Source organism: Streptomyces cyslabdanicus, from assembly GCF_052663305.1.
On sequence record NZ_JBQRUW010000016.1, the window covers coordinates 154863 to 174382 of the forward strand.

Here is a 19520-nt window from a genome sequence, read left to right on the forward strand (position 1 = left end):
GACCGGTACGCCAGACCGGATGAGACGAGAGGAAACGAGGCGAGAAGATGACCGCGACCCACACCGCACGGGCGCATCCGGCGAAGCAGGCATGGGCCACCGGCCTGACGGCCTTCGCCGCCGTGATGCTGATGATCGCCGGAGTGCTCGACATCTTCCGCGGGATCATGGGCATCGCCCACGACGACGTCTTCGTCACCACGCGCAACTACGTCTTCCAGTACGACCTCACCGGCTGGGGCTGGATCCACCTCGTCCTCGGGGTGCTCGCCGTGATCATCAGCATCGGCCTGTTCCAGACGGCACTGTGGGCGCGTGTGGCGGGTGTGGCGATCGCCGGGCTGATCATCCTGGCCAACTTCCTGTCCCTGCCGTACTACCCGGTCTGGTCGGTCGTGATGATCGCGTTCTCCGGGTTCATCATCTGGGCCCTGTGCGTGCTGCGGCCCGAGGAGTCCCCGGCCTCTCCCCCCGCGGCGCCCCCCACTTCCCCCTCCACCACCACGGGGTCCGCCCCGCCTCGCACCCCGTGAGGGGACGTGCCGCCGCCGGCCACGTCCAGGGCACGCCGCAGGTCGGCGACGCTCGGCGCCCCGTCGGCCGTGCCGTCCGCTCTCCGGTACCGGCGGCACGAGACGGAAGCCGGGACACCCGGTACGGCGAAGGGATCCACGCCGTCGACGAGCACGGTGGGCGATCCGGTCATCCCGAGTGCCCGGGCCTGTGCCTCGTCGGTGACCTCGACCAGTTCCACCTCGGCGTCGCGGCCGTTCAGTGCGCGGGCGATCCGTTCCCGTACGACGGGCACGTTCGGGCAGTCGGGCACCATGAGTACGGTGATGCGCATGACCTCATCCTCCCAGCTCGGGGCCTGTGCGGCCGCAGGCGGGCCGGCCGGCGCCCCGCTCGGCGGGGGAGGGCCCCGCGATTCGGCAGGCGACGGTGTTCCGGAGTGGTAGTAACGTGGAGAGAGGGTGTTCCGCACCCTGACCGGATGTGACCGCCGCGAACCCGAGGAGGTGAACGGGGTGAGTCCTTGCGGTAGTAGTCCCAGCTCCCATCATTCCGTTGCACCCGGGGCGCCCGGCGGGCACCGCACCGCCGTCTGACGGCCTGTCCCGACGCGAGGTGCCGAGCGACGATCGTGTTCGCCGGTGCGCCCGAGGGTGCCGATCAGGCGGAGGTGTCTCATCATGACGATCACCATCACCCTGCCCCGTATCCCTGTACCCGCCGTGACCGAGCGTGGTCTGCGGCTCCTGCTGCCGGTCGTCGCCGAACCGGTCCTGCTCGCCCTGGCCGACCTGTGCGGTGTGGGAACGCCGGTGCGGCTGCTGGGGCTCGGCATCAAGCTCGTCCTGCCGCCCACGCGGGACTGATCGGCGACCCGGTCACGTCCCGAAAGTCCGGGTGCGACCATCCGAAGGGTGTCGGTCCGTCGGCCGAGCGACGTTCACCGGTACCGGTTTGCCCACGTCGCGAACCGGATACCGCTGGTGTTCACGTGCCGAGTCAGGAGATCCCCGCATGCGTCTGCTGCTGGTCCACCCGAGCGCCCTGATGTACTCGGAGATCTTCCTGCGCCTCGAGCCCCTCGGGCTGGAACGCGTCGCGGGCGCGGCACGTGAGGCCGGCCACGACGTGCGCATCGTCGATCTCCAGACGCAGTCGCACACGGACCTGCACCGGCTGGCGGCCTCCTTCCGGCCGGACGCGATCGGCGTCTCCCTGAACTATCTGGCGAACATCCCCGAGGCCATCGAGATCGCCCGGCGGGCCAAGCGGAGCCTGCCGGGCGTCTTCGTGTTCTTCGGCGGCCACAGCGTCTCCTTCATCGCCGAAGAGGTGCTCCAGCAGGCCGACGGCGCGGTGGACGCCGTCGCCCGCGGCGAGGGCGAGACGGTCGTGGGCCCGCTCCTGGAAGCGGTGCGCGACGGCGGACTCGCCACGGTCCCGGGTGTGGTCACACCGGACGGCCGCGGTCCCGAGCCCCGGATGCTGCACACCATCGACACCCCGCGGCCCGCCCGTGACCTGCTGCGCCACCGGCGCCGCTACTTCATCGGCGAACTCGACCCCTGCGCCTCCATCGAGTTCACCCGCGGCTGTCCGTGGGACTGCAACTTCTGCTCGGCGTGGACGTTCTACGGGCGCAGCTACCGCAAGGCGTCCCCGCAGGCCGCGGCCGAGGAGATGGCGGGCATCCGCGAGCGCAACGTCTTCATCGTGGACGACGTGGCCTTCATCCGCCCCGAGCACGGGGACGCGATCGCCGCCGAACTGGAACGCCGCGGCGTCCGCAAGCGGTACTACCTGGAGACGCGTGCCGACGTCCTGCTGCGCAACGTGGAGGTGTTCGAGCGCTGGTCACGCCTCGGGCTGAAGTACATGTTCCTCGGCATGGAGGCCATCGACGCCGAGGGGCTGGACCTCTACCGCAAGCGCGTCAGCCCCGACGAGAACTTCCGGGCCCTGGAGGTCGCACGCAGACTGGGCATCAGCGTGGCGATCAACCTGATCGTCGATCCCGGCTGGGACGTGGAGCGCTTCCGCACCGTGCGGGAGTTCGCCACAGCGGTTCCGGAGATCGTCCATCTGACGGTGATGACGCCGTATCCCGGAACCGAGGTCTGGCACACCGAGTCGCGCAAGCTCACCACACGCGACTACCGGCTCTTCGACATCCAGCACGCCGTCGTGCCCACGACGCTGCCCCTCGACGTCTTCTACCGGGAACTCGTCCGCACACAGGCCGTCGTCAACCACAAGCACCTCGGTCTGCGTACGGCGCTGGGAGCGGCACGCGTGCTCGCCACCAACCTCGCTCGCGGCCAGACCAACTTCGCGCGCATGCTGTGGCGCTTCAACCGCGTCTACAACCCCCGCCGTCAACTGGCCGACCACACCCGCCCGGTCCGCTACGAACTCCCTCTGCCACGGCCCCTGGAGGCGGGAGACCGGCGCCAGCTGTACATCCACAGCAGGCCCATCCCCACGCGCGGTAGCCGCACCGCCGCCACACCGCCCGAGGACCAGCACCCCACTCCCTGATCCCCTCCCATCTCCGCTCCCATGCCTGCTTCCATGCCTGCTCCCGTGCCTGGTCACGCGTCTCGGGATGCGCCGCCCATACCGGCGCGTAGCGTGGAAAGGGCGACGGCGGAAACGACGGCGCAGGAAACAGAGAGACCAGGACAGAGACCAGGTGGGAGGGATTTTCGTGGGCGCAGCACCGGAGACTCTGCAGAAGGCCGAACTGACGGAGGAGCAGCAGCGCGCCAGTGAGCGTGAGTGGTTCCTCGACGCCGACACCGGGGAGTTGAAACCGGAGAAGAACGCCGACCGCGACGAGCAGGCCGGACCTGGCCCGGTCCGTGTGGCCCGCTGGACCTTCGATTGACCGTTCCGCCCGAGGACCGCGTCTGGGCGCGCCACCACCGGCGTACGGGAGCGGTGCTGATCGTCGGCGCGGGAGCGGTCGGTGGATTCCTCGCCGAGGAACTCGCGCGCATCGGATTCAGCCCGCTCCGGCTGGTCGACCCCGACACGCTCGTGGTGGAGAACCTGATCCGCCACCCGCTCGGTGCGCCGGCCCTGGGACAGCCCAAGGCCCTGGCACTGGCCGGGAAGATCCGTCGCGACTTTCCCTCGTGCGACGCCAGGGGCCACCAGGCGGACTTCCTCGAACTGCCCGAGGACCGGCAGCGGTCGCTGGTGGGCGGTGCGGACGTGGTGGTGGCGGCGACCGACTCGGCCGTGTGCCAGCGGCACGTCAACCGCGTGGCCCTCGCGGTGGGCAGACCCGCGGTGTATCCGGCGGTCTGGGTGGACCCCAGGATCCGTGACGCCGAGGTCGGCGAGATCCTGTGGGTGCTCCCCGGCAGGCGCACACCCTGCTACGAGTGCGCGGTGGCCTTCCGGCAGGGAACCGCCGACGCCCAGGCGGCCCGCGGCGCCCGCGTGGACATCCAGCTCGTCGCCCTGGCCACGGCCCAGGTCGTGACCGCACTGGCACACCCCGGCGACGACCGCTCGGCGATCCTCGACCCGCGGCGCACCGCCATCTACCTCCACGGACTGACGCCCACCTCGCCGGGCGTCCGGGCCACCTTCCCCACCGCCGGGCTGAGCAGCCAGAACGTGCGGGTCCCTTTCCCGTCCCGGCCGTGCGCCGCCTGCCACGGCTGGCGCAACCTGGCCTCATCCCCGGCATCCGCCGTCGCGGGAGCCGGTGGGCGACCCGGCGAGGAGGCGGACGGGGGACGCGGCTGGCCCGTCTTCGCCGCCGTCGTGCTGTGCATCGTGATCCTGTTCATCGTCTCGGTCGCCCACGGCAAGCACATGTAGTGGCCCCACGCGCGTCCACGGGTGGCCCGGGTGCGGCCGCGGGTTCCCCGTTCAAACCCGCGCGGGGCTTCACCTGTCCGCCGGGGACCGTTCGTCGCCTCCGTGTCCTGCCGCTCGTGCGACCGCGTGGGCGCCGAGTGACACCACGACCCACGCCGCCGTCGCGGCGCCGAGCGCGAGCCACGCCGAGTGGTGGCGCAGGAGCACCGTGGCGACGACGGCGAACGCCACCAGTCCCAGGGTGCCCAGGGCGGCGCCACGCGCGTCGTCGCGGGCGCTCATGAGCCCCTCCTCCTCGGCCACCAGCGTCAGGCTGGCCAGCAGGATGGCGGGAAAGGCGAGGAAGACGCCGCCGACGAACGGCCCGAACAGCCGGGACACCACGGCCGCCAGGAGCGACACGCCGGCGCCGAAGCCGAACCGGAGGAGCAGATCCTTGCGCGGCGTGCGCGCGACCGCCCGCAGGTCCACCCGCACCCGGTCGGTGTCTTCGGCCCCTGTCGCGCCCCCGTGCGCGGGCCGGCCCGGTCGCTTCACGGCGCCACCGCGAAGGCGATGGCGGCCGCGGTCGCGAACCACACCACCAGGGCCGCCGCGGACCCGCGCGTGGCTCCGAACCTGCCGAGCGCCGGAACGTCGACGAGGCAGTAGGCGGTGAACGCCAGTGCTCCGGCGACCATGCCCCGGGCCGCGGTCGCCGCGTCGAGGTCGCCCTTGAACACCACCGTCAGGATCAGTCCTCCCAGCGCCACCGAGGGGGCGGCGGCGAAGATCCCGGCCAGCCGCTTGGGCTGGACGGCTTCCGCCACCAGAGCGAAACCCACCACGAGCAGACCGCCGATGAAAGGCTTCAGGACGAGCTCGAGCAGGGTCTCCATCCGCACAACCTCAACGCCGGGGCGACGCTTGCGCAACGACCCACGCGGGCGGCGCCGTCAACACACGCCGCCCGGACGCATCCGCCGTACCGGCACGCGCGGTCACTGCGGTCGTCCGCACAGCCCGGCGATCACGGCGGCCGACGGCGGGTTCGGGTCGCCACGTACGCTTAGGCGAGCCTTAGCTAAGTGATACGGGGAAGGGTTCATGTCAGGAGTTGCACTGCTGAATCACGGGAGGCGCGCGGGCCGTGGACACACCGTCGGTGGCGCCGGGGGCGGGCGTCCGCCCGGCCAGCCCGCCGGGCATGCCGTGCTGCGGGCCCGGCGGGGCGCATCTTCACCGGCGTCCACGGCGACGCGAAGGCCACCGACAAGTCCACGGCGCAGAACAACCCGCTCTGGAAGAACCTCACCGCCGTCAAGGCGGGGCACGCCTACGACGTCCCGGACGAGACCTGGTACCTGGGTCTCGGTGTGACGGCCGCCGAGGAGGTACTCACCGACCTGGAGTCGCTCCTCACCAAGTAGACGCCGCCGCGCGGGCCGGGTCCCGTGTCCCGGAGGCGGGCGGCCCTGACGGCCCCGGTGCGGGCGCCGTCAGGGCGACTCGTTCAGAAGCCGGTCCAGGTGGCTGTCCAGGTCCAGCGCCTCGGCCTCCCGGACGGCCGGCACCAGCCGGTAGGTGCGGAACAGCCACTGCGCCAGGGCCGGGAGCGGGGCGACGAGGTGGGCGGAGCCGCCCGGAGGAGTTAGGAGAACGTGCAGGAGGGCTCCCGGGCCGGTTCCGGTCGGCCACACCCTCACGTCGCCTTCTCCGCTGGGCGCCAGCGTCCCCCGGGCGAGCAGCTCGCGCGAGATGATCCAGGACACGGGGCTCGGGGCCAGGCCGTGGAAGAGGAACTCCACCACCAGCGGGTCCTGTGACCTGTAGAGCAGGTGGGTCGGCACCGGGAGCCGTGTGCCCACGGGTGACACGAGCTCCATGTCGAGCGTGCGGTCCACGCAAGTGATCATGGTTCTCCTGGTGGCCGCGGTCCTCAGCGGTGGGAGCCGACGTGGGGCTTCAGGCTGTCGCTGCCCCAGTGGGCGTTCGAGCGGTCGCCGGTCCAGCGGAGCTGGTCGAGAACCCACTGCTGACGGGTGTAGCCGATCCGGGCCTGGTGACCGTCGCGCTTGTCGTACCGGAACCAGTGGCGGCTGTCGAGGTCGTGCCGGTCCCCACGGTGCTGGTCCCCGCTGTGGCGGTTCACGCTGTGGTGGTCCGTGGTGTGGTGGTCGGCGATCCGGACGGCGGAGACGACCCCCGGCCGACTGCCGCTCGGGTTCGTCGCAGCCGAGGCGGAGCCGCCGGTGGCGAGAAGCCCGGCTGCCGCGACGGCCGTCGAGGCGATCGTGACGACAACCCCACGAACAGTCCTGCTTGCCATGGTGTTACCTCTCTTTTCTCACCCCACGCGGAGAACGGGGGGAATGGGTGCTTGTGTGCCTCATTGGGCACTGAAGACACTAACCCCAGTTCGTTGAACGATGAACTATCTGGCTCGTGAGGTGCGCCACGGGCCGAAGAGCCGTCGCGCCGGAATATCGCCGCCCCCCGCGCGGTTGCGGGCCGGTTCCCGGGGGCGGGCGGTGAACCCGCTGTTCTGCCTCGCCGGACCTCAGCCGCCCCGAGGAGGGCGGGGCCGGGCCGCGTCCGCCTCCGCCTCGGTGGCCGAGGCGATCAACTGGTCGACCAGGGCGATCAGAACGTCCCGGCACGACTCGCGGTCCCGTGCGTCGCACAGCAGCACCCGGGTGTGTTCGGGCAGCGCCAGGGACTCCCGGATCTCCTCCGGCGGGTAGGGGTGCCGCCCATGGAAGCCGTTGACGCCGACGACGAACGGAATGCCCCGGCTCTCGAAGAAGTCGATGGCGGCGAAGCTGGTCTCCGGGCGGCGGACGTCGATCAGGACCACGGCCCCGAGCGCGCCCACGGCCAGGTCGTTCCACATGAACCAGAACCGCTGCTGACCCGGTGTGCCGAAGAGGTAGAGCACCAGGTCCTGGCTGACCGTGATCCGGCCGAAGTCCAGGGCCACGGTGGTGGCTTGCTTGTCCTCGATGCCGTCGAGGTCGTCGATGTCCAGGCCCGCGGCGGTCAGCGGTTCCTCGGTGCGCAGCGGGGCGATCTCGCTGACCGACCCGACCATGGTGGTCTTGCCGACCCCGAAACCCCCGGCGATCAGGATCTTTGCCGTGTCGGGGGCCGGCGACGGCCGAACGGTGGTGTCAGAGCCGGCCAAGGCCGTCCCTCACTTTCTGCAGAAGGTCCAGGTCCGGGGTGCGGGAGACCGGGGCCGGCCGGTGGAGTGCGATCCGTCCGGCCTCCAGCAGATCGCAGAGCATGATCACCACCACGCTCACCGGAAGATCGAGATGGACGGCCAGCTCTGCCACGGTGACCGGTTCCGCGCACCGTCTCAGGATCCGCGTGTGCTCGGGCTGGGGCCGGACAGCCCGCTCGGGCGGCGGATCCACGGTCGTCACCATCGTGATGAGGGTGAAGTCGGCGCGGCTGGGACGGGTCCGTCCACCGGTCAGGGTGAACGGCCGAACGAGCCGGCCCGCCGCGTCGCCTCCGTTCACCTCACTCGCCGTCGCCGGACGCGACGGCACCCGCACGCGGGGCCGCACTCAGGTGCTCGCCGATCTTCTTCACCAGCATGTTCATCTGGTAGGCCACCACGCCGACGTCGGCGCCCGGACCGGTGAGGACGACGAGGTGGGCGCCCGGTCCGGCCGAGGTGAGAAGCAGATAGGTGTGGGCCAGCTCGATGAGCGCCTGCCGCACCGGGCCGCCGCCGAAGTCCATGCTGACGCCCTTGCTGAGGCTCATCAGGCCGGACGCGGTCGCCGCCAGCCGCTCGGCGTCGTCGCGCGGGAATCCGGTGGACTTGCTGACCACCAGTCCGTCCTCGGAGAGGACGACGGCGTGGTTGACCTCGGCGACCCGTTCCACGAGACCGGTCAGCAGCTGGTCGAGCTGGGTGTGCGTGGCGGGGGTGGGGCGTGTCATGGGGGTGTCCTTCATGTGCGGTCGGCGGGCGGGGTCGAGGGTGGATGTCCCCCCTGCTCGAACACGGTCGAGACCTTGGGGGTGGCGATGTCCGCGGCGGGAACGCGCGTATCGGAGCCGCCCGGTGAGGCACCGTTCGGCGGGGCACCGTCAGGCGTGGTGCCGTCCGGTGGGGCACTGGAAGGCGTGGTGCCGCCCTTTGAGGCGCCGTCCGGTGAGGCACTGTCAGGCCTGGTGCCGTCCGGCGTGGCCCCCTCCTCCGGGGTGTCGGCGGCTTGTTGGGGGTCGTCGTCCCGCGCCTGGCGCGTGCCGCGCTGGAAGCCGGCCAGCGAGGAGGCGGCCCGTTCGGCGGTGAAGTCGTCGAGGGGGCCGTTCTCGACGACGGGCGCGGCGTCCCCGCGCAGCTCGGCGGCCAGACTGGTCTGCGGCACCCGGCGCGGCAGCGGCGAGAGCCCCGGCTCACGCGTCCGTTCCGCCCCGCGTCCGCCGTCGCCCGCACGCGAGGTGCTCCGCTGCGCGGTCGGCTTCCTCCGCCGGGCCGTGCCGGCGGGCTCCGGGCGCGCGCCGGTCCGTTCCGGGCTTCCCGGGCCGGGCACCCGTCCGGGCTCGGACGGTTGCGTGCGCGTCTGCGGGGAGCCGGGGGCCTCGTGCACCACGATGTCGTGCGGGACGAGCACGATCGCGGCGGTTCCGCCGTAGGGCGAGGAGCGCAGGGTCACGGAGATGCCGTGCCGGGTGGCCAGGCGGGCGATCACGAACATGCCGAGCCGCAGGTCGTCGGCGAGCGCCACCACATCGAACTGCGGGGGCACGGCCAACTGGGCGTTGAGCTGCGCGTAGTCCTCCTCGGACATGCCGAGGCCGCGGTCCTCGACCTCGACGACGAGGCCCTTGGCCACCATCGCCGCCCGCACGCCGACGGGGCTCGGCGCGGCGGAGTACGCGGTCGCGTTGTCGATGAGCTCGGCCAGCAGATGGATCACGTCGGCCACCGCGGGCGGGGCGAGGTACACCTCCTCGTCGGTGTGCACCTCCACCCTCTGGTACTCGGCGACCTCGCCGACGGCGCCGCGCAGGATGTCGATCAGCGCGACCGGTTCGGTCCAGCTGCGCCGAGGCTGCTCGCCGCTGATGATGACGAGGTTCTCCTCGTAGCGGCGCAGCTGGCTTGCCGTGGAGTCAAGTTCGTACAGCCCCTGGAGGACCTCCGGATCCTGGTGCCGCCGCTCCAGCGCGTCGAGCTTGCTGAGCTGAAGGTTGATCAGGTTCTGGCTCTGCCGGGCGATACCGAGGATCACCTTCTGGAAACCGCGCCGGGTGTCGGCGAGTTCGACCGCGGTGTGCACGGCCGTACGCTGCGCGGCGTTGAACGCCTGGGCGACCTGGCCGAGTTCGTCGCTGCCGTAGTCCAGCGGCGGCGTCGCGGACTCCACGTCCACTTTCTCGCCCCGCTCCAGCCGGGCCACCACGTCGGGCAGCCGCTCCTCCGCCAGGCGGAGCGTGGCGATCCTCAGCCCCAGCAGACGCCGGGACAGGGACCGGGTGATCCGCCACGACATGCCGACGCACACGGCCAGGGCGGCCAGGCCGGCCGCGCTCAGGACGGCGGCCTTCAGCAGCAGCCCGTGCGCCCGGTCGGCGCTGCGGTCGAGCAGCCCGGCCGTCTCCTGCCGGATCAGCGTCGCGTACTGGCCGGACAGCTTGTCGATCGCGGCGCCCCACCGCTCGCGTGCGTCCGGCAGCGCGATCCCGCGCGCACCGGCGGCCTTGCCCCGGGCCGAGAGCACCTGGTCCTCGACGGCCTCCAGGGTCCGCCACTGCGCCGACTGAAGGATCCGTTCGGTCTGCGTCTTCGTGCTGCCCTCGAGCGAGGGGACGATCTGGTCCTCGACGAGCCAGCGGCGGGCGTGGACCAGTTGGGCGAACCTGCTCCACGCCTCCTGGTCCATGTGTCCGGACGACCACGCCAGGGTGAGCTGTGCGTCCTCCTGGGAGACCAGCTCCGCGGCATGCTCCAGCGCCACGAGCGGACCGGCCTGGGAGGTCAGGTCGCCGTCGTCGACCTGTGAGATCTCCTGGAAGGCGTGGATCTGGTCGTCGATGATCGCGGTGTACTGGTCCAGGGCCTGCTCACCGGTGATGTCCGTCGGCTTGTCCACCTGGCCCCGGTAGTACTCCAGGCTGCCCACCGACGCGACGACCGAGTACATCCGGTTCTTGATGCGGGCGGGGGCCTGCCTGATCGCGCCGGCCTGGCCGACCAGCTCGGCCACCGCCTTGTCCGTGGCCCCGCGCTGTGCGTCCAGGGCGGCCCGGGAGCCGTGCGGGGACGCGAGCCACGCCGCCGACAGCCCGCGCTCCCGCTGGAGGGCGAGCGCCGCGTCGGTGCCCATGGCGCCGGTCGACCTGCTCAGCCCCGTCTGCGAGCGCAGCCGGAGCCCCTCCGAGAACATCTGGGTCGTGGTCACACCCCACATGGCGGCGAGCGTGACACTGGGGACCAGGGTCAGGAGGACCAGCGAGAGCCGTATGGAACCGAGACGGCGCCGGGGACCTGTCGGAGTCCGTGGAGGCATCATCGTCCTAGAGCGATCTGCGGGAGGACAGGGACGGGGGGAACGAGAGGGCGGGCTGGGGGCGCCGGCGTTTCCTCAGCGTGTGCCGGCGGCGGCCAGCTTCGCCACCGACGCGACGTTCGCCTTGGTGACGAAGGCGGGACCGGTGAGCACCGGGGCGACGCCGCCACCGCTCACATTGCCGTTGGACTTGTGGAGCCAGAGCGCGTCCACGGCCAGATAGCCCTGGAGATAGGGCTGCTGATCCACCGCGAACTGCACATCCCCGTCCTGGACTGCCTTGACCAGGTCCTTGTTCAGGTCGAAGGTGGCGACGTGCGCCCTGCTGCCCGCCTTGCGCACGGACGTGACCGCGGCCAGCGCGAACTGTGCGCCGTTGGTGACCACTTCGTCGATGTCCGAATCCAGCCGCAACCGGGCCGCGATCGACTCCGTCAGGGCGTCCATGTCGGTGCCGTCCCCGTAGAGCATGTCGGTCCTGCCACCGAAGGACTTCTTCACCCCGGCGCAGCGTGCCTCCAGCGCGATGTTGCCCCGCTCGTGGATGACGCACAGGGCGTGCTTGGCCCCCAGGTCGTCCAGCTTGTCCCCGACGGCCCGGCCCGCGAGGCTCTCGTCCTGACCGAAGTACTCCAGCACACCCCTGGAACGCCAGGCGTCGATACCGGAGTTGAGCCCGACCACCGGTATGCCCGCCGCCTTGGCGTCCGCGATCGGCCCCTTCATCGCGTCCGGCTTGGCCAGCGTCAACGCGATGCCGTCGGCCCCCTCCCGGATCGCGTCCCGCGCCAGCTCCGCCTGTCCGGCGGCGTCGGGATCGCTCGCGTAGGTCAGTTCGATGCCGTCCTTGGCCGCGGCCACCTCGGCGCCCTTGCGCACCAGTTGCCAGAAGGCGTCCCCCTCGGCCCCATGGGTGACCATGGCGACCTTGAGCCCGGACCCGCCGGAGACGCGCGCGCCCGACCCGGACTGCGAGCCGCCGGAACCGGAGCAGCCGGCCAGGAGCAGGCAGACGGCGACGGCGGCTGTCAGAACGGTGCCGGGGGTGGATCTGCGGTACCTGTGCGGGGGAGGAGTCTTCATGAGGGTGCGGCACCTCACTGTGCAGCCGAGCAACTGGCAAACGGGGGGGTGGACGGGGGCGCAGCACCCACGGACGTGACCGGGCGGTTGGCTCTCGTTGAGCCGGAGCCAACCGCGTGTGACGTCCGGTAGTCAAGTGATCGGCGACCTGTCGTGGCTTGTTGCCGCCGCATTGTGATCATGTGCGGTACGGCGCGGTCGCAGCCGGGGTCCGGTACGTCGTGCGCGTCGGGGGGCCCCCCCAAGGCAGGAGGAGTCCAACACATCGACCCCTCCCCCCGCCCCCCCCGTGCCCGTCGGCCCGTCAGGCCTCGGTCGTCATGCCCGTCGGCCCGTCAGGCCTCGGTCGTCATGCCTGCTGGCCCGTCAGTCCTCAGTCGTCGGTGCTCTGGCCCGGCAGGTCGACGCTGTCGCGGAGGGTGACCGGGCCGAGGAACAGCGCCGCGACGGCACCGACCGCGGCGATGATCGCGGAGATCAGGAAGATATGACCGGTGGCGTCTCCGTAGGCGGTGCGGACGACTTCCTGGACCGGGGCCGGCAGCGCCTTGATGTTCAAGGTGGATCCTCCGCCGCCCGAGCCGGCCTTGATGCCGAGCTCGGCCAGGCCTTCGGTGATCTTCGTGCTCACGGTGTTGGCCAGAACCGCCCCGAGCACCGAGACGCCGATCGTGCCGCCGAGGGAGCGGAAGAAGGTGATGGCTCCACTGGCCGCGCCGAGTTCCTTGAGCGGGACGCTGTTCTGGAGGACGAGCACCAGGTTCTGCATCGACATGCCGACGCCGACGCCGACCGTGGCCATACCGGCCGACACCGCGACGAGGGACGTCTTGTGACCGATCGTGGACAGGCCGAGGAAGCCGAGCACGAGGACGACGACACCGATCACGACGACGGGCTTGGGCTTGCCGGTCTTGGAGACGATCCGCCCGGCCACCGTGGAGGAGACGAGCACCCCGGCCATCAACGGCATGGTCAGCAGGCCGGCTTGGGTGGGTGAGTAGCCGCGTCCGATCTGGAAGTACTGGCCGAGGAAGACCGCTCCGCCGAACATCGCCATGCCGACCGCGAGGCTCGCCGTGATGGCCAGGGCGGGGTCGCGCCGCGTGATGATGTGCAGCGGAATGACCGGTTCGTCGACCAGGGACTCGACCCACAGGGCCGCACCCAGCAGCACGACGGCGCCGACCACCATGGTGGCGGACTGCCAGGACAGCCAGGCGAACGAGTTGTCGACGAACGTCACCCACAGCAGCAGGAGGCTGACGCCTGCCGCGATGAGCGAGGCTCCCCAGTAGTCGACCTTGGTCTCCGGCCGCCGGACGTCCTGCAGGTGCAGGGTGCGGCTGAGGATGAGGGAGGCGACGACCGTGAAGGGCAGCGCGATGAAGAAGCACCAGCGCCAGCCCAGCCAGGAGACGTCGGTGATCGCCCCGCCGAGCAGCGGGCCGCCGACGGTGGACACCGCCATGACGGCGCCGAGGTAGCCGTTGTAACGGCCGCGCTCCCTGGGGCTGACCATCGCGGCTATGACGACCTGGACCAGAACCTGAAGTGCGCCCATGCCCAGGCCCTGTACCGCGCGGAAGCCGATGAGCTGACCGGTGTTCTGCGAGAAGCCGGCGCCCAGGGAGCCCACCACGAAGATCGCGATCGACGTCTGGAGCAGGAGCTTCTTGCTGAAGAGGTCGGCCAGCTTGCCCCAGATCGGCGTCGAGGCGGTGGAGGCCAGAAGGGTCGCGGTGACCACCCAGGTGTACTGCGACTGCGTGCCGTTCAGCGAGCCGATGATCTGCGGCAGCGCGACCGAGACCACGGTCGAACTGAGCATCGCGGCGAACAGCACCGTCAGCAGCCCGCTCAGTGCCCGCAGCACGTGCTTGTGGTCCATGGTCGCGGAGCCGTCCGGGCCCCCTGTTACCGCTGTATGCGCACTCACGCGCAAACCTCCGGAAGAAGTGAGAAAGAAGTGAGAACGAGGACAAGGCCAGGCCGACGGGAGGACGGCACGACGGCACGAGAGCCGGCCGACAACGCGGTCCGGACACGGCCGGGACGCCGACCGACCCAGAATACATGCGCAGTGAGCAATTTTGCCCACTGCGCAAAGCTGTTCCCGCCCTCGTAGGATGGCGGCACCATGGAGCACACAGTGGGACTACGTGAACGCAAGAAGGCCGCCACACGGCAGGCGGTCCACGAGGCCGCGCTGCGCCTGACCGTGGAGCGCGGATTCGACGCGGTCACCGTGGAGGAGGTGGCCGACGCGGTGGGCATCTCGCGCCGGACGTTCTCCAACTACTTCGCCACCAAGGAAGACGCCGTCCTGTGGGGCGACGAGCGCTACCTCGAGGAACTGGTCGCCGCGTTCCGCGCCCGCCCGCCCGAGGAGAGCGCCTGGGCCGCCCTGTGCGGCGCCGTCCTGGACCGCCTGCCGGAGAGCGGCGCCCAGGAGTGGGAGATACTCGTCCGCACCCGACTGGCGCTGCGCCACCCCGCGCTCCTGGCCCGTCAGCTCGCCAACCACGCCGGTCTTGAGGCAAGCCTCACCGAGGCGATCGTCGAGCGCCGTCCCACCGGGTGCGCGGACACGGCCCTCGACGCCCGGGTCATGGCGTCGGCCTTCCTCGTCGCCCTGCGCATCTCCATGCGCCGCTGGATCGAAGGCGACCTCGCCGACGACCCGCGTGAGCTGGTCGCCGACACCATGAACCGCATGGCGCGCCCGTTCGTCTGACGCCCCCTGGGCCGGCGGATGCGTCTGCGCCGGCGGATCCGCATCTGCGCCTACGGATCCACCTCTGCGCCTACGGGGTCTGCACCTCACTGCGGGCTACGGCACGAAAAGCCGCCGGCGTCCCTCGTACGGTGGGACGGCCGGCGGCTTCGAGTCGGTGGCGAGGAAAGCGAAGGGGCTGGAATCAAGGAGTGATGAGAAGGAAGCCCCCTCATGGCCTCGCCACGGCCACGTTAGCAGTCAGGCGGGGATCAGGTCGCGCAGATTTTCGGGGGTGACGACACGTGACTCCGGGTGCAGCCCGTCGGGCCTCTCCAGGCCGACGTAGGTGACGGGACCCGCCGGTACCGCCTTCCCGTCCCACACGGTGACGGTCGTCGCGCCCTCGGTCATCAGGTCGGTGAGATGGCGCACCGTGAGATGCTCGCGCTCGACGATGCCGCGCACCAGCGTCGCGACCGTCACCCGGTTGCCCTCGACCCGGTTGGACGTCGGAGTCCCCTTCAGGTAGAGGTGCAGCCACTGGGCACGCCACCGGCCGTCGGACCCGCGCAGGAACGCCAGCGGCAGCGCGACCCGGCCGGGACCGCGCAGCTCCGACTTCATGCGCACCGTGCGCGGCTCGAACGGGCGTCCCTTCTGCTCCGCCTCGCGCAGCATGAACCCGAAGAACGACTCCTCGACCTCCTCGAAGCCCTCCCCGGAGAAGATGTTGACCTGCGGGACGACGCAGGTGCCCCGCACGGCGCCCAGCCGCAGGTTGATGAACTCCGTGGCCCCGTCGGGCGCGTCCGTGATGTCACCGGAGTGCTCGCCCTCGGCGTCGCGGAGGTTGGTGTACGACAGCCAGGAGACGGTCGCGTAGTCGGCGTTCAGCAGCAGCGCCGACAGGTCGTAGTCGGTGGTGCGCGCGGTCTGCTTCCAGTACACGAAGAAGCGCAGCAGCTCCCCGTCGACCGGGGACACCGAGCCACGCGGCAGCACACCGAGCCCGGACGCGGTCGCCCTGCCGCTGAGCGGCAGCGCCACGTCCAGGACGTCCGGGTCGATCAGCAGGTGGCCAGCGGGGGGCAGCCGGCGGCGCAGCTCCGCGTCCAGGGCGGCGATCAGCCGCTCGCGCTCGGGCGCGGGCACCGGCGCGCGGGTGTCGTCGGTGACCCAGGCCCGGCCGAGGCGGTTGACGAACACCCGCTGCTCGCCGGTCTCCTTCGCCCGGTTGTGCAGGTGCTGGCGCACCGACAGCGCGACCCTGCCGGAGACGTTGGGGACGACCTGTTTGGCGGCGGCCACGACGGCGTCGCGCTCGTCCTGCGTGAGGGCGGTGCGCAGCAACCGGTCCAGGGAGCGGAACAGCTTGCCGGGCGCGGCCTTCAGGAGTTCGACCGCGCCGGTGATGTCGCTCGTGGCGAGCAACTCCTCCACGCGGCCGTCCAGGGAGCGCGCCGTCTTCTCGCCGCGGGCGACGGCGAACACGTCGGCCGCGTGCGGCCACCGCGGGTACTCGTGCGGGTGCAGCCGCTCGCCGAGCCGCTTCCACATCTCGCGGTGCGCGGGCACGTCGGCGAGCTTGGCCGGCGCCGCGGCGACGACCTCGTCAAGCCCGGCGAGCAGCGCCCGGCGCACCGCACGGGGCAGCGTGCGCAGCCGCGTCGGCTCCTGAAGGGTCACGTCACCGCCCGAGAGCGCACAGGCCAGCCGCAGCACATCGGTGACCGTGTCCAGCAGCAGGCCCGCACCGGCCATCAGCCGGGCCTGGTTGACGACGGCCCGGTTCTCCCGCACCGGGATCTCCGCGGGCTGCGGTCCGTCCACGCAGTGGCCGGCGAGGTCCCGCAGGTCCCGCAGGCCGTCCTCGCCCAGCGGCGTGCTACTGCCCGTGAGCGCCAGGTACAGGGAGGTGAGCTCGTCGTCCAGGGAGCCGCCCAGGTGCAGGACCGTCATGCGGTCGCCCGCCGCGGCGATCAGCTCGTCGTGGTGGGCGAGCATCTCGGTGTACGTGTGCCGGTAGTCGCCGTACGACGGGAGGGTGAGCAGGTTCACCACACCGGTGCTCAGCTGCTCCAGGATGCTCGCGCGTGTCCCGTCGTCGGGGAGCGCCTCGGCGATGCACCGCGCCCAGAAGTCGAAGGTGTCCGGCACGTTGGCGGGGAAGTCGACGAAGTACACGTTGTGCCGGACGTGGTCGCCGACCATCTCACGGACGGTGCCCAGCGTCCGTACGGCGGTGTCGACGACCGTGCCCTCGGACAGCCCCGACAGACGCTCGAGGAGCTCCGCCGAGAGCTTGAAGCCCACGGACATCAACGCGGCGTCGAACTGCCGCGCCGCGACACCGCCTTCCCCGGCGGGACCCTTGGGGAAGGGGATGCGGTGGGTGTGCCGGATGACCAGAGGGTCGAGTCGGTGGACCATTCCGGCATGGTCGCAAGCCCGAACGAGCGTTTGCACCCGGTTTTCGTGAGGCTCGGCGGGCTGAGGACACGTCCGCGCTCCTCCGCGCCCCCGACCGGGCGCCGTGGACTGCGGATCGGCCGGCCCGAGGGAGCCCCGGGCCGACCGAGGACACGGCGCATCGTCAGGACACGGTGCAGGCATTGCCGTTGAGCGTGAAGCCGGTGGGGGCGGAGTTGGTGGAGCCGGCGCTGCCCTGGAAGCCGAAGGAGGTCGAGCCCCCGGCCGGCAGGGAGCCGTTGTAGTCGAGGTTGGTGAAGGTCACCGCGTTGCCCGACTGGGTCGCCGTGGCGTTCCAGGCGTTGACGACCTTCTGGTCGTTCGGGAAGGTCCACTTCAGCGACCACCCGTCGATGGCGGCGCCGCCGGAGTTCCGCACGGTCACATCGGCGTTGAAGCCGCCCGCCCAGGAGCTGCTGATCTCGTAGTCGACGGCGCAGGCACCGGTCGGCGGGTCGGTGGTGGGCGGCGGGCTGGTGGGAGGCTGCGTGGTCGGCGGCGGGCTCGTGGGTGGCTGCGTGGCCGGCGGGTTGGGGGCGTTGAGGGCCAGGTCGTAGGCGATGTCGGGCAGGAAGGTGCCCGCCTTGCCCGCGCAGCCGTCCGCCTCACCCGGCGGCTTCACCCAGAGGAAGGCGTCGATCGCCGGGTCCCCGGTGTCGGCGGTGGGGTAGTCGCCCAGGGAGCGCCCGGAGGGGTCGCACCAGGCCCCGCCGCCCGCCGGGCCGTTGCCGTTGCGGCTGGTGTCCACCACGGCGTGCAGGTTGGCCGGGTTGCCCAGCGCGGAGAGGATCGCCTTGTCGTAACTCACCTCACCGGCGGTGGTGTTGAAGTTGGACACATTGGTGTAGAAGCCGTCTGCGCTGGTCAGCACGCCCGCGCTGCGCAGTCGGTTCGCCTGCTCGGAGGCGCTGTTCCAGGTGGAGTGACCGCCGTCCATGTAGACCTTCGCCTGGGGCGCGGCGGCGTGGATGGCGGAGCCGGCCCGCGAGAGCGAGGCGTAGCGGTCGCTCAGCTCCTGGGAGTTGAGACAGGTGGTGAGGGCGATGGAGTCCGGCTCGAGGATGACGATCGACGGCCCGCTGCCGAGCCCGGCGGCGAAGCTGCCGGCCCAGCTGTCGTAGGAGGCGAGGTCCGGGGCGCCGCCCGCGGAGGCGCCGCCGCAGTCGCGGTTGGGGATCGTGTACGCCACCAGTACCGGTACCTGACCGGCGGAGGCCGCGGCCGAGGTGACCTTGCTGACGTCGGCGGTGACGGTGGAGGGGCTGTACGTGGAGAACCAGACGGCCTGCGGCTGGCTCGCGATCTTGGCGGAGATCACGGGCTGCCGGGAGTCACCGGGGTTCGCGGCGACCCACTTGACCACCTGGGACTCGGGGTCCGTGTAGAACTGGGTACCGGCAGGCATGCTGCCCGGTGCCGCGGCCGCCTGTACCTGGGTGACCAGCGCCGCTCCGGCCGCCGCCACACCGGCCGCCAGGCCCAGGGCGGCGATCCGGCGCCCGAGTGAGGACCGGCGGACGGAAGAGCCTCTGGGAGGTTCCCCGGGTCGGGGGGTCTGGTTGGGGGGTGTCACAGTCGTCCTCCGTGCTCTCAGATGGGAGAGTGACAGGGGGCATGTGCATGACCATGGGAGCGCTCCCATGGTCAGGGCAGCATATCCATGCTTGACAGGCTCATGTAATCCCCGGGTCTCATGAATAACGAGCTTCACGGGAGCGCTCCCGTGAATCGGACCCGCGGCCCATGCCCTGCCGCGGTGGGCCGTCAGGACCAGGCCGGTGTCACGGGTTCTCGCAGGCGTCGGGTGAGGAGCCGGCCCATCACGGGCAGCGCGATGAGCGGCAGCAGGGCCGTGTGCAGGGACGTGGCGTCGGCGAGTGCGCCGAAGAGCGGCGTGGCGACACCGCCGACGCTGACCGCGAGACCCGGCGTGACGCCGCCGGCGGTGCCCACGCGTGAGGGCAGGTAGTTCTGGCCCAGGGTGACTTGGAAAGAGAAGGGGATGTACAGGCCGGCCGACGTCAAGGCCACGAAGGCGTAGGGGGCGGGGCCCGGCACCAGGACCACGCCGGCGACCGCGAATACCGAGACGACGTAGGACCACCGCACCACGCGCACCCGGTCCCACCGTGCCGCGAGCCGGCTCCCCAGGACGGTCCCGACCGCGCCGCCCAGACGATCGCGGACCACCGCGCGACCTGGCGGGCGTACCACCTGCGACCCGAGCCGCGTACGGTCGCCCTGGGAGCGTGACCTCGGCACGGGCCGAGACCGGTGCCTCCCGCTCCTCGTTCTTCATGGAGCGGGAACGTAGCGGCGGCCGACGGACCGTCTCGGCCGGGGCTCCCGGACTCGGTGCATCACCCTGTCGGCCGGCCGGGGCCAACAGG

General features: G+C 71.3%; 18 protein-coding genes and 2 pseudogenes. 7 read left to right on the forward strand and 13 right to left on the reverse strand.

Annotated elements, in window-relative coordinates:
- The first annotated feature begins 47 nt into the window (after nucleotides 1-47).
- From ACTYVM_RS11165 to ACTYVM_RS11185, 5 genes are all read left to right on the forward strand, one after another.
- Entirely contained in the window at nucleotides 48-533 is a 486-nt protein-coding gene (locus tag ACTYVM_RS11165; protein WP_445525762.1) for a DUF7144 family membrane protein, read from the forward strand.
- Between the two features lie 660 nt (nucleotides 534-1193).
- Nucleotides 1194-1379, forward strand: a complete 186-nt coding sequence (locus tag ACTYVM_RS11170) for a hypothetical protein (protein ID WP_445525763.1) — start codon at nucleotides 1194-1196, stop codon at nucleotides 1377-1379.
- Nucleotides 1380-1527: 148 nt separating this feature from the next.
- Nucleotides 1528-3051, forward strand: coding sequence for a hopanoid C-3 methylase HpnR (gene hpnR / locus ACTYVM_RS11175; protein ID WP_445525764.1), 1524 nt, complete (start codon nucleotides 1528-1530; stop codon nucleotides 3049-3051).
- Between the two features lie 169 nt (nucleotides 3052-3220).
- The gene (locus ACTYVM_RS11180) at nucleotides 3221-3400 is read left to right on the forward strand and encodes a hypothetical protein (protein ID WP_445525765.1); all 180 of its coding nucleotides are present in this window, start codon (nucleotides 3221-3223) and stop codon (nucleotides 3398-3400) included.
- A complete protein-coding gene (locus ACTYVM_RS11185; protein WP_445525766.1) occupies nucleotides 3397-4347 on the forward strand; it encodes a ThiF family adenylyltransferase in 951 nt (316 codons plus the stop codon). The genes ACTYVM_RS11180 and ACTYVM_RS11185 overlap by 4 nt, the downstream gene beginning before the upstream one ends.
- A 69-nt stretch (nucleotides 4348-4416) precedes the next feature.
- Here the strand turns inward: ACTYVM_RS11185 and ACTYVM_RS11190 are convergent, their stop codons facing one another.
- Both ACTYVM_RS11190 and ACTYVM_RS11195 read right to left on the reverse strand, forming a co-directional pair.
- Nucleotides 4417-4884 carry a DUF3147 family protein gene (locus ACTYVM_RS11190; RefSeq protein WP_445525767.1) on the reverse strand — a complete coding sequence of 156 codons (468 nt, stop codon included), beginning with the start codon at nucleotides 4882-4884 and terminating at the stop codon, nucleotides 4417-4419.
- Nucleotides 4881-5225 (reverse strand): DUF3147 family protein, encoded by a 345-nt coding sequence (locus ACTYVM_RS11195; protein WP_445525768.1) that lies wholly within the window; start codon nucleotides 5223-5225, stop codon nucleotides 4881-4883. Before ACTYVM_RS11195 ends, ACTYVM_RS11190 begins: the two co-directional genes overlap by 4 nt.
- 336 nt (nucleotides 5226-5561) lie before the next feature.
- Between ACTYVM_RS11195 and ACTYVM_RS11200 the strand changes: the two are divergent.
- Nucleotides 5562-5756: pseudogene (locus ACTYVM_RS11200) on the forward strand (ABC transporter substrate-binding protein); the annotation flags it as partial.
- 69 nt (nucleotides 5757-5825) lie between these two features.
- Here ACTYVM_RS11200 and ACTYVM_RS11205 read toward each other — a convergent pair.
- From ACTYVM_RS11205 to ACTYVM_RS11240, 8 genes are all read right to left on the reverse strand, one after another.
- The gene (locus tag ACTYVM_RS11205; protein ID WP_445525769.1) at nucleotides 5826-6242 is read right to left on the reverse strand and encodes an SsgA family sporulation/cell division regulator; all 417 of its coding nucleotides are present in this window, start codon (nucleotides 6240-6242) and stop codon (nucleotides 5826-5828) included.
- Between the two features lie 23 nt (nucleotides 6243-6265).
- The gene (locus ACTYVM_RS11210) at nucleotides 6266-6655 is read right to left on the reverse strand and encodes a hypothetical protein (protein WP_445525770.1); all 390 of its coding nucleotides are present in this window, start codon (nucleotides 6653-6655) and stop codon (nucleotides 6266-6268) included.
- A gap of 231 nt (nucleotides 6656-6886) precedes the next feature.
- On the reverse strand, nucleotides 6887-7510 hold the full coding sequence (locus ACTYVM_RS11215) for a GTP-binding protein (protein WP_445525771.1): 624 nt from the start codon (nucleotides 7508-7510) through the stop codon (nucleotides 6887-6889).
- Nucleotides 7497-7853 carry a DUF742 domain-containing protein gene (locus tag ACTYVM_RS11220; protein ID WP_445525772.1) on the reverse strand — a complete coding sequence of 119 codons (357 nt, stop codon included), beginning with the start codon at nucleotides 7851-7853 and terminating at the stop codon, nucleotides 7497-7499. Before ACTYVM_RS11220 ends, ACTYVM_RS11215 begins: the two co-directional genes overlap by 14 nt.
- A 1-nt stretch (nucleotide 7854) precedes the next feature.
- A complete protein-coding gene (locus ACTYVM_RS11225) occupies nucleotides 7855-8283 on the reverse strand; it encodes a roadblock/LC7 domain-containing protein (RefSeq protein WP_445525773.1) in 429 nt (142 codons plus the stop codon).
- Between the two features lie 11 nt (nucleotides 8284-8294).
- Complete coding sequence (locus ACTYVM_RS11230) at nucleotides 8295-10859, reverse strand: sensor histidine kinase (protein ID WP_445525939.1); 2565 nt, start codon at nucleotides 10857-10859, stop codon at nucleotides 8295-8297.
- 75 nt (nucleotides 10860-10934) lie between these two features.
- Nucleotides 10935-11942, reverse strand: a complete 1008-nt coding sequence (locus ACTYVM_RS11235; protein WP_445525774.1) for a substrate-binding domain-containing protein — start codon at nucleotides 11940-11942, stop codon at nucleotides 10935-10937.
- A gap of 373 nt (nucleotides 11943-12315) precedes the next feature.
- The gene (locus ACTYVM_RS11240) at nucleotides 12316-13833 is read right to left on the reverse strand and encodes an MDR family MFS transporter (RefSeq protein WP_510187047.1); all 1518 of its coding nucleotides are present in this window, start codon (nucleotides 13831-13833) and stop codon (nucleotides 12316-12318) included.
- 249 nt (nucleotides 13834-14082) lie between these two features.
- Between ACTYVM_RS11240 and ACTYVM_RS11245 the strand changes: the two genes are divergently transcribed.
- Nucleotides 14083-14679 (forward strand): TetR family transcriptional regulator, encoded by a 597-nt coding sequence (locus ACTYVM_RS11245; protein WP_445525776.1) that lies wholly within the window; start codon nucleotides 14083-14085, stop codon nucleotides 14677-14679.
- A gap of 240 nt (nucleotides 14680-14919) precedes the next feature.
- Here ACTYVM_RS11245 and ACTYVM_RS11250 read toward each other — a convergent pair whose 3' ends face one another.
- The 3 genes and pseudogenes from ACTYVM_RS11250 to ACTYVM_RS11260 form a co-directional block, all read right to left on the reverse strand.
- Nucleotides 14920-17091 (reverse strand): TerD family protein, encoded by a 2172-nt coding sequence (locus ACTYVM_RS11250; RefSeq protein WP_445525777.1) that lies wholly within the window; start codon nucleotides 17089-17091, stop codon nucleotides 14920-14922.
- A 163-nt stretch (nucleotides 17092-17254) separates the two neighbouring features.
- Complete coding sequence (locus ACTYVM_RS11255; RefSeq protein WP_445525778.1) at nucleotides 17255-18703, reverse strand: glycoside hydrolase family 6 protein; 1449 nt, start codon at nucleotides 18701-18703, stop codon at nucleotides 17255-17257.
- 191 nt (nucleotides 18704-18894) lie between these two features.
- A pseudogene (locus ACTYVM_RS11260) lies at nucleotides 18895-19305 on the reverse strand (MFS transporter); the annotation flags it as partial.
- Nucleotides 19306-19520: the final 215 nt, after the last annotated feature.

Coding starts and splice junctions, on each gene's coding strand:
- ACTYVM_RS11250 (WP_445525777.1), bottom strand. CDS start 17,091: ATGGTCCACCGACTCGACCCTCTGGTCATCCGGCACACCCACCGCATC.
- ACTYVM_RS11170 (WP_445525763.1), top strand. CDS start 1,194: ATGACGATCACCATCACCCTGCCCCGTATCCCTGTACCCGCCGTGACC.
- ACTYVM_RS11210 (WP_445525770.1), bottom strand. CDS start 6,655: ATGGCAAGCAGGACTGTTCGTGGGGTTGTCGTCACGATCGCCTCGACG.
- ACTYVM_RS11245 (WP_445525776.1), top strand. CDS start 14,083: ATGGAGCACACAGTGGGACTACGTGAACGCAAGAAGGCCGCCACACGG.
- ACTYVM_RS11205 (WP_445525769.1), bottom strand. CDS start 6,242: ATGATCACTTGCGTGGACCGCACGCTCGACATGGAGCTCGTGTCACCC.
- ACTYVM_RS11235 (WP_445525774.1), bottom strand. CDS start 11,942: ATGAAGACTCCTCCCCCGCACAGGTACCGCAGATCCACCCCCGGCACC.
- ACTYVM_RS11165 (WP_445525762.1), top strand. CDS start 48: ATGACCGCGACCCACACCGCACGGGCGCATCCGGCGAAGCAGGCATGG.
- ACTYVM_RS11225 (WP_445525773.1), bottom strand. CDS start 8,283: ATGACACGCCCCACCCCCGCCACGCACACCCAGCTCGACCAGCTGCTG.
- hpnR (WP_445525764.1), top strand. CDS start 1,528: ATGCGTCTGCTGCTGGTCCACCCGAGCGCCCTGATGTACTCGGAGATC.
- ACTYVM_RS11195 (WP_445525768.1), bottom strand. CDS start 5,225: ATGGAGACCCTGCTCGAGCTCGTCCTGAAGCCTTTCATCGGCGGTCTG.
- ACTYVM_RS11240 (WP_510187047.1), bottom strand. CDS start 13,833: ATGGACCACAAGCACGTGCTGCGGGCACTGAGCGGGCTGCTGACGGTG.
- ACTYVM_RS11230 (WP_445525939.1), bottom strand. CDS start 10,859: ATGCCTCCACGGACTCCGACAGGTCCCCGGCGCCGTCTCGGTTCCATA.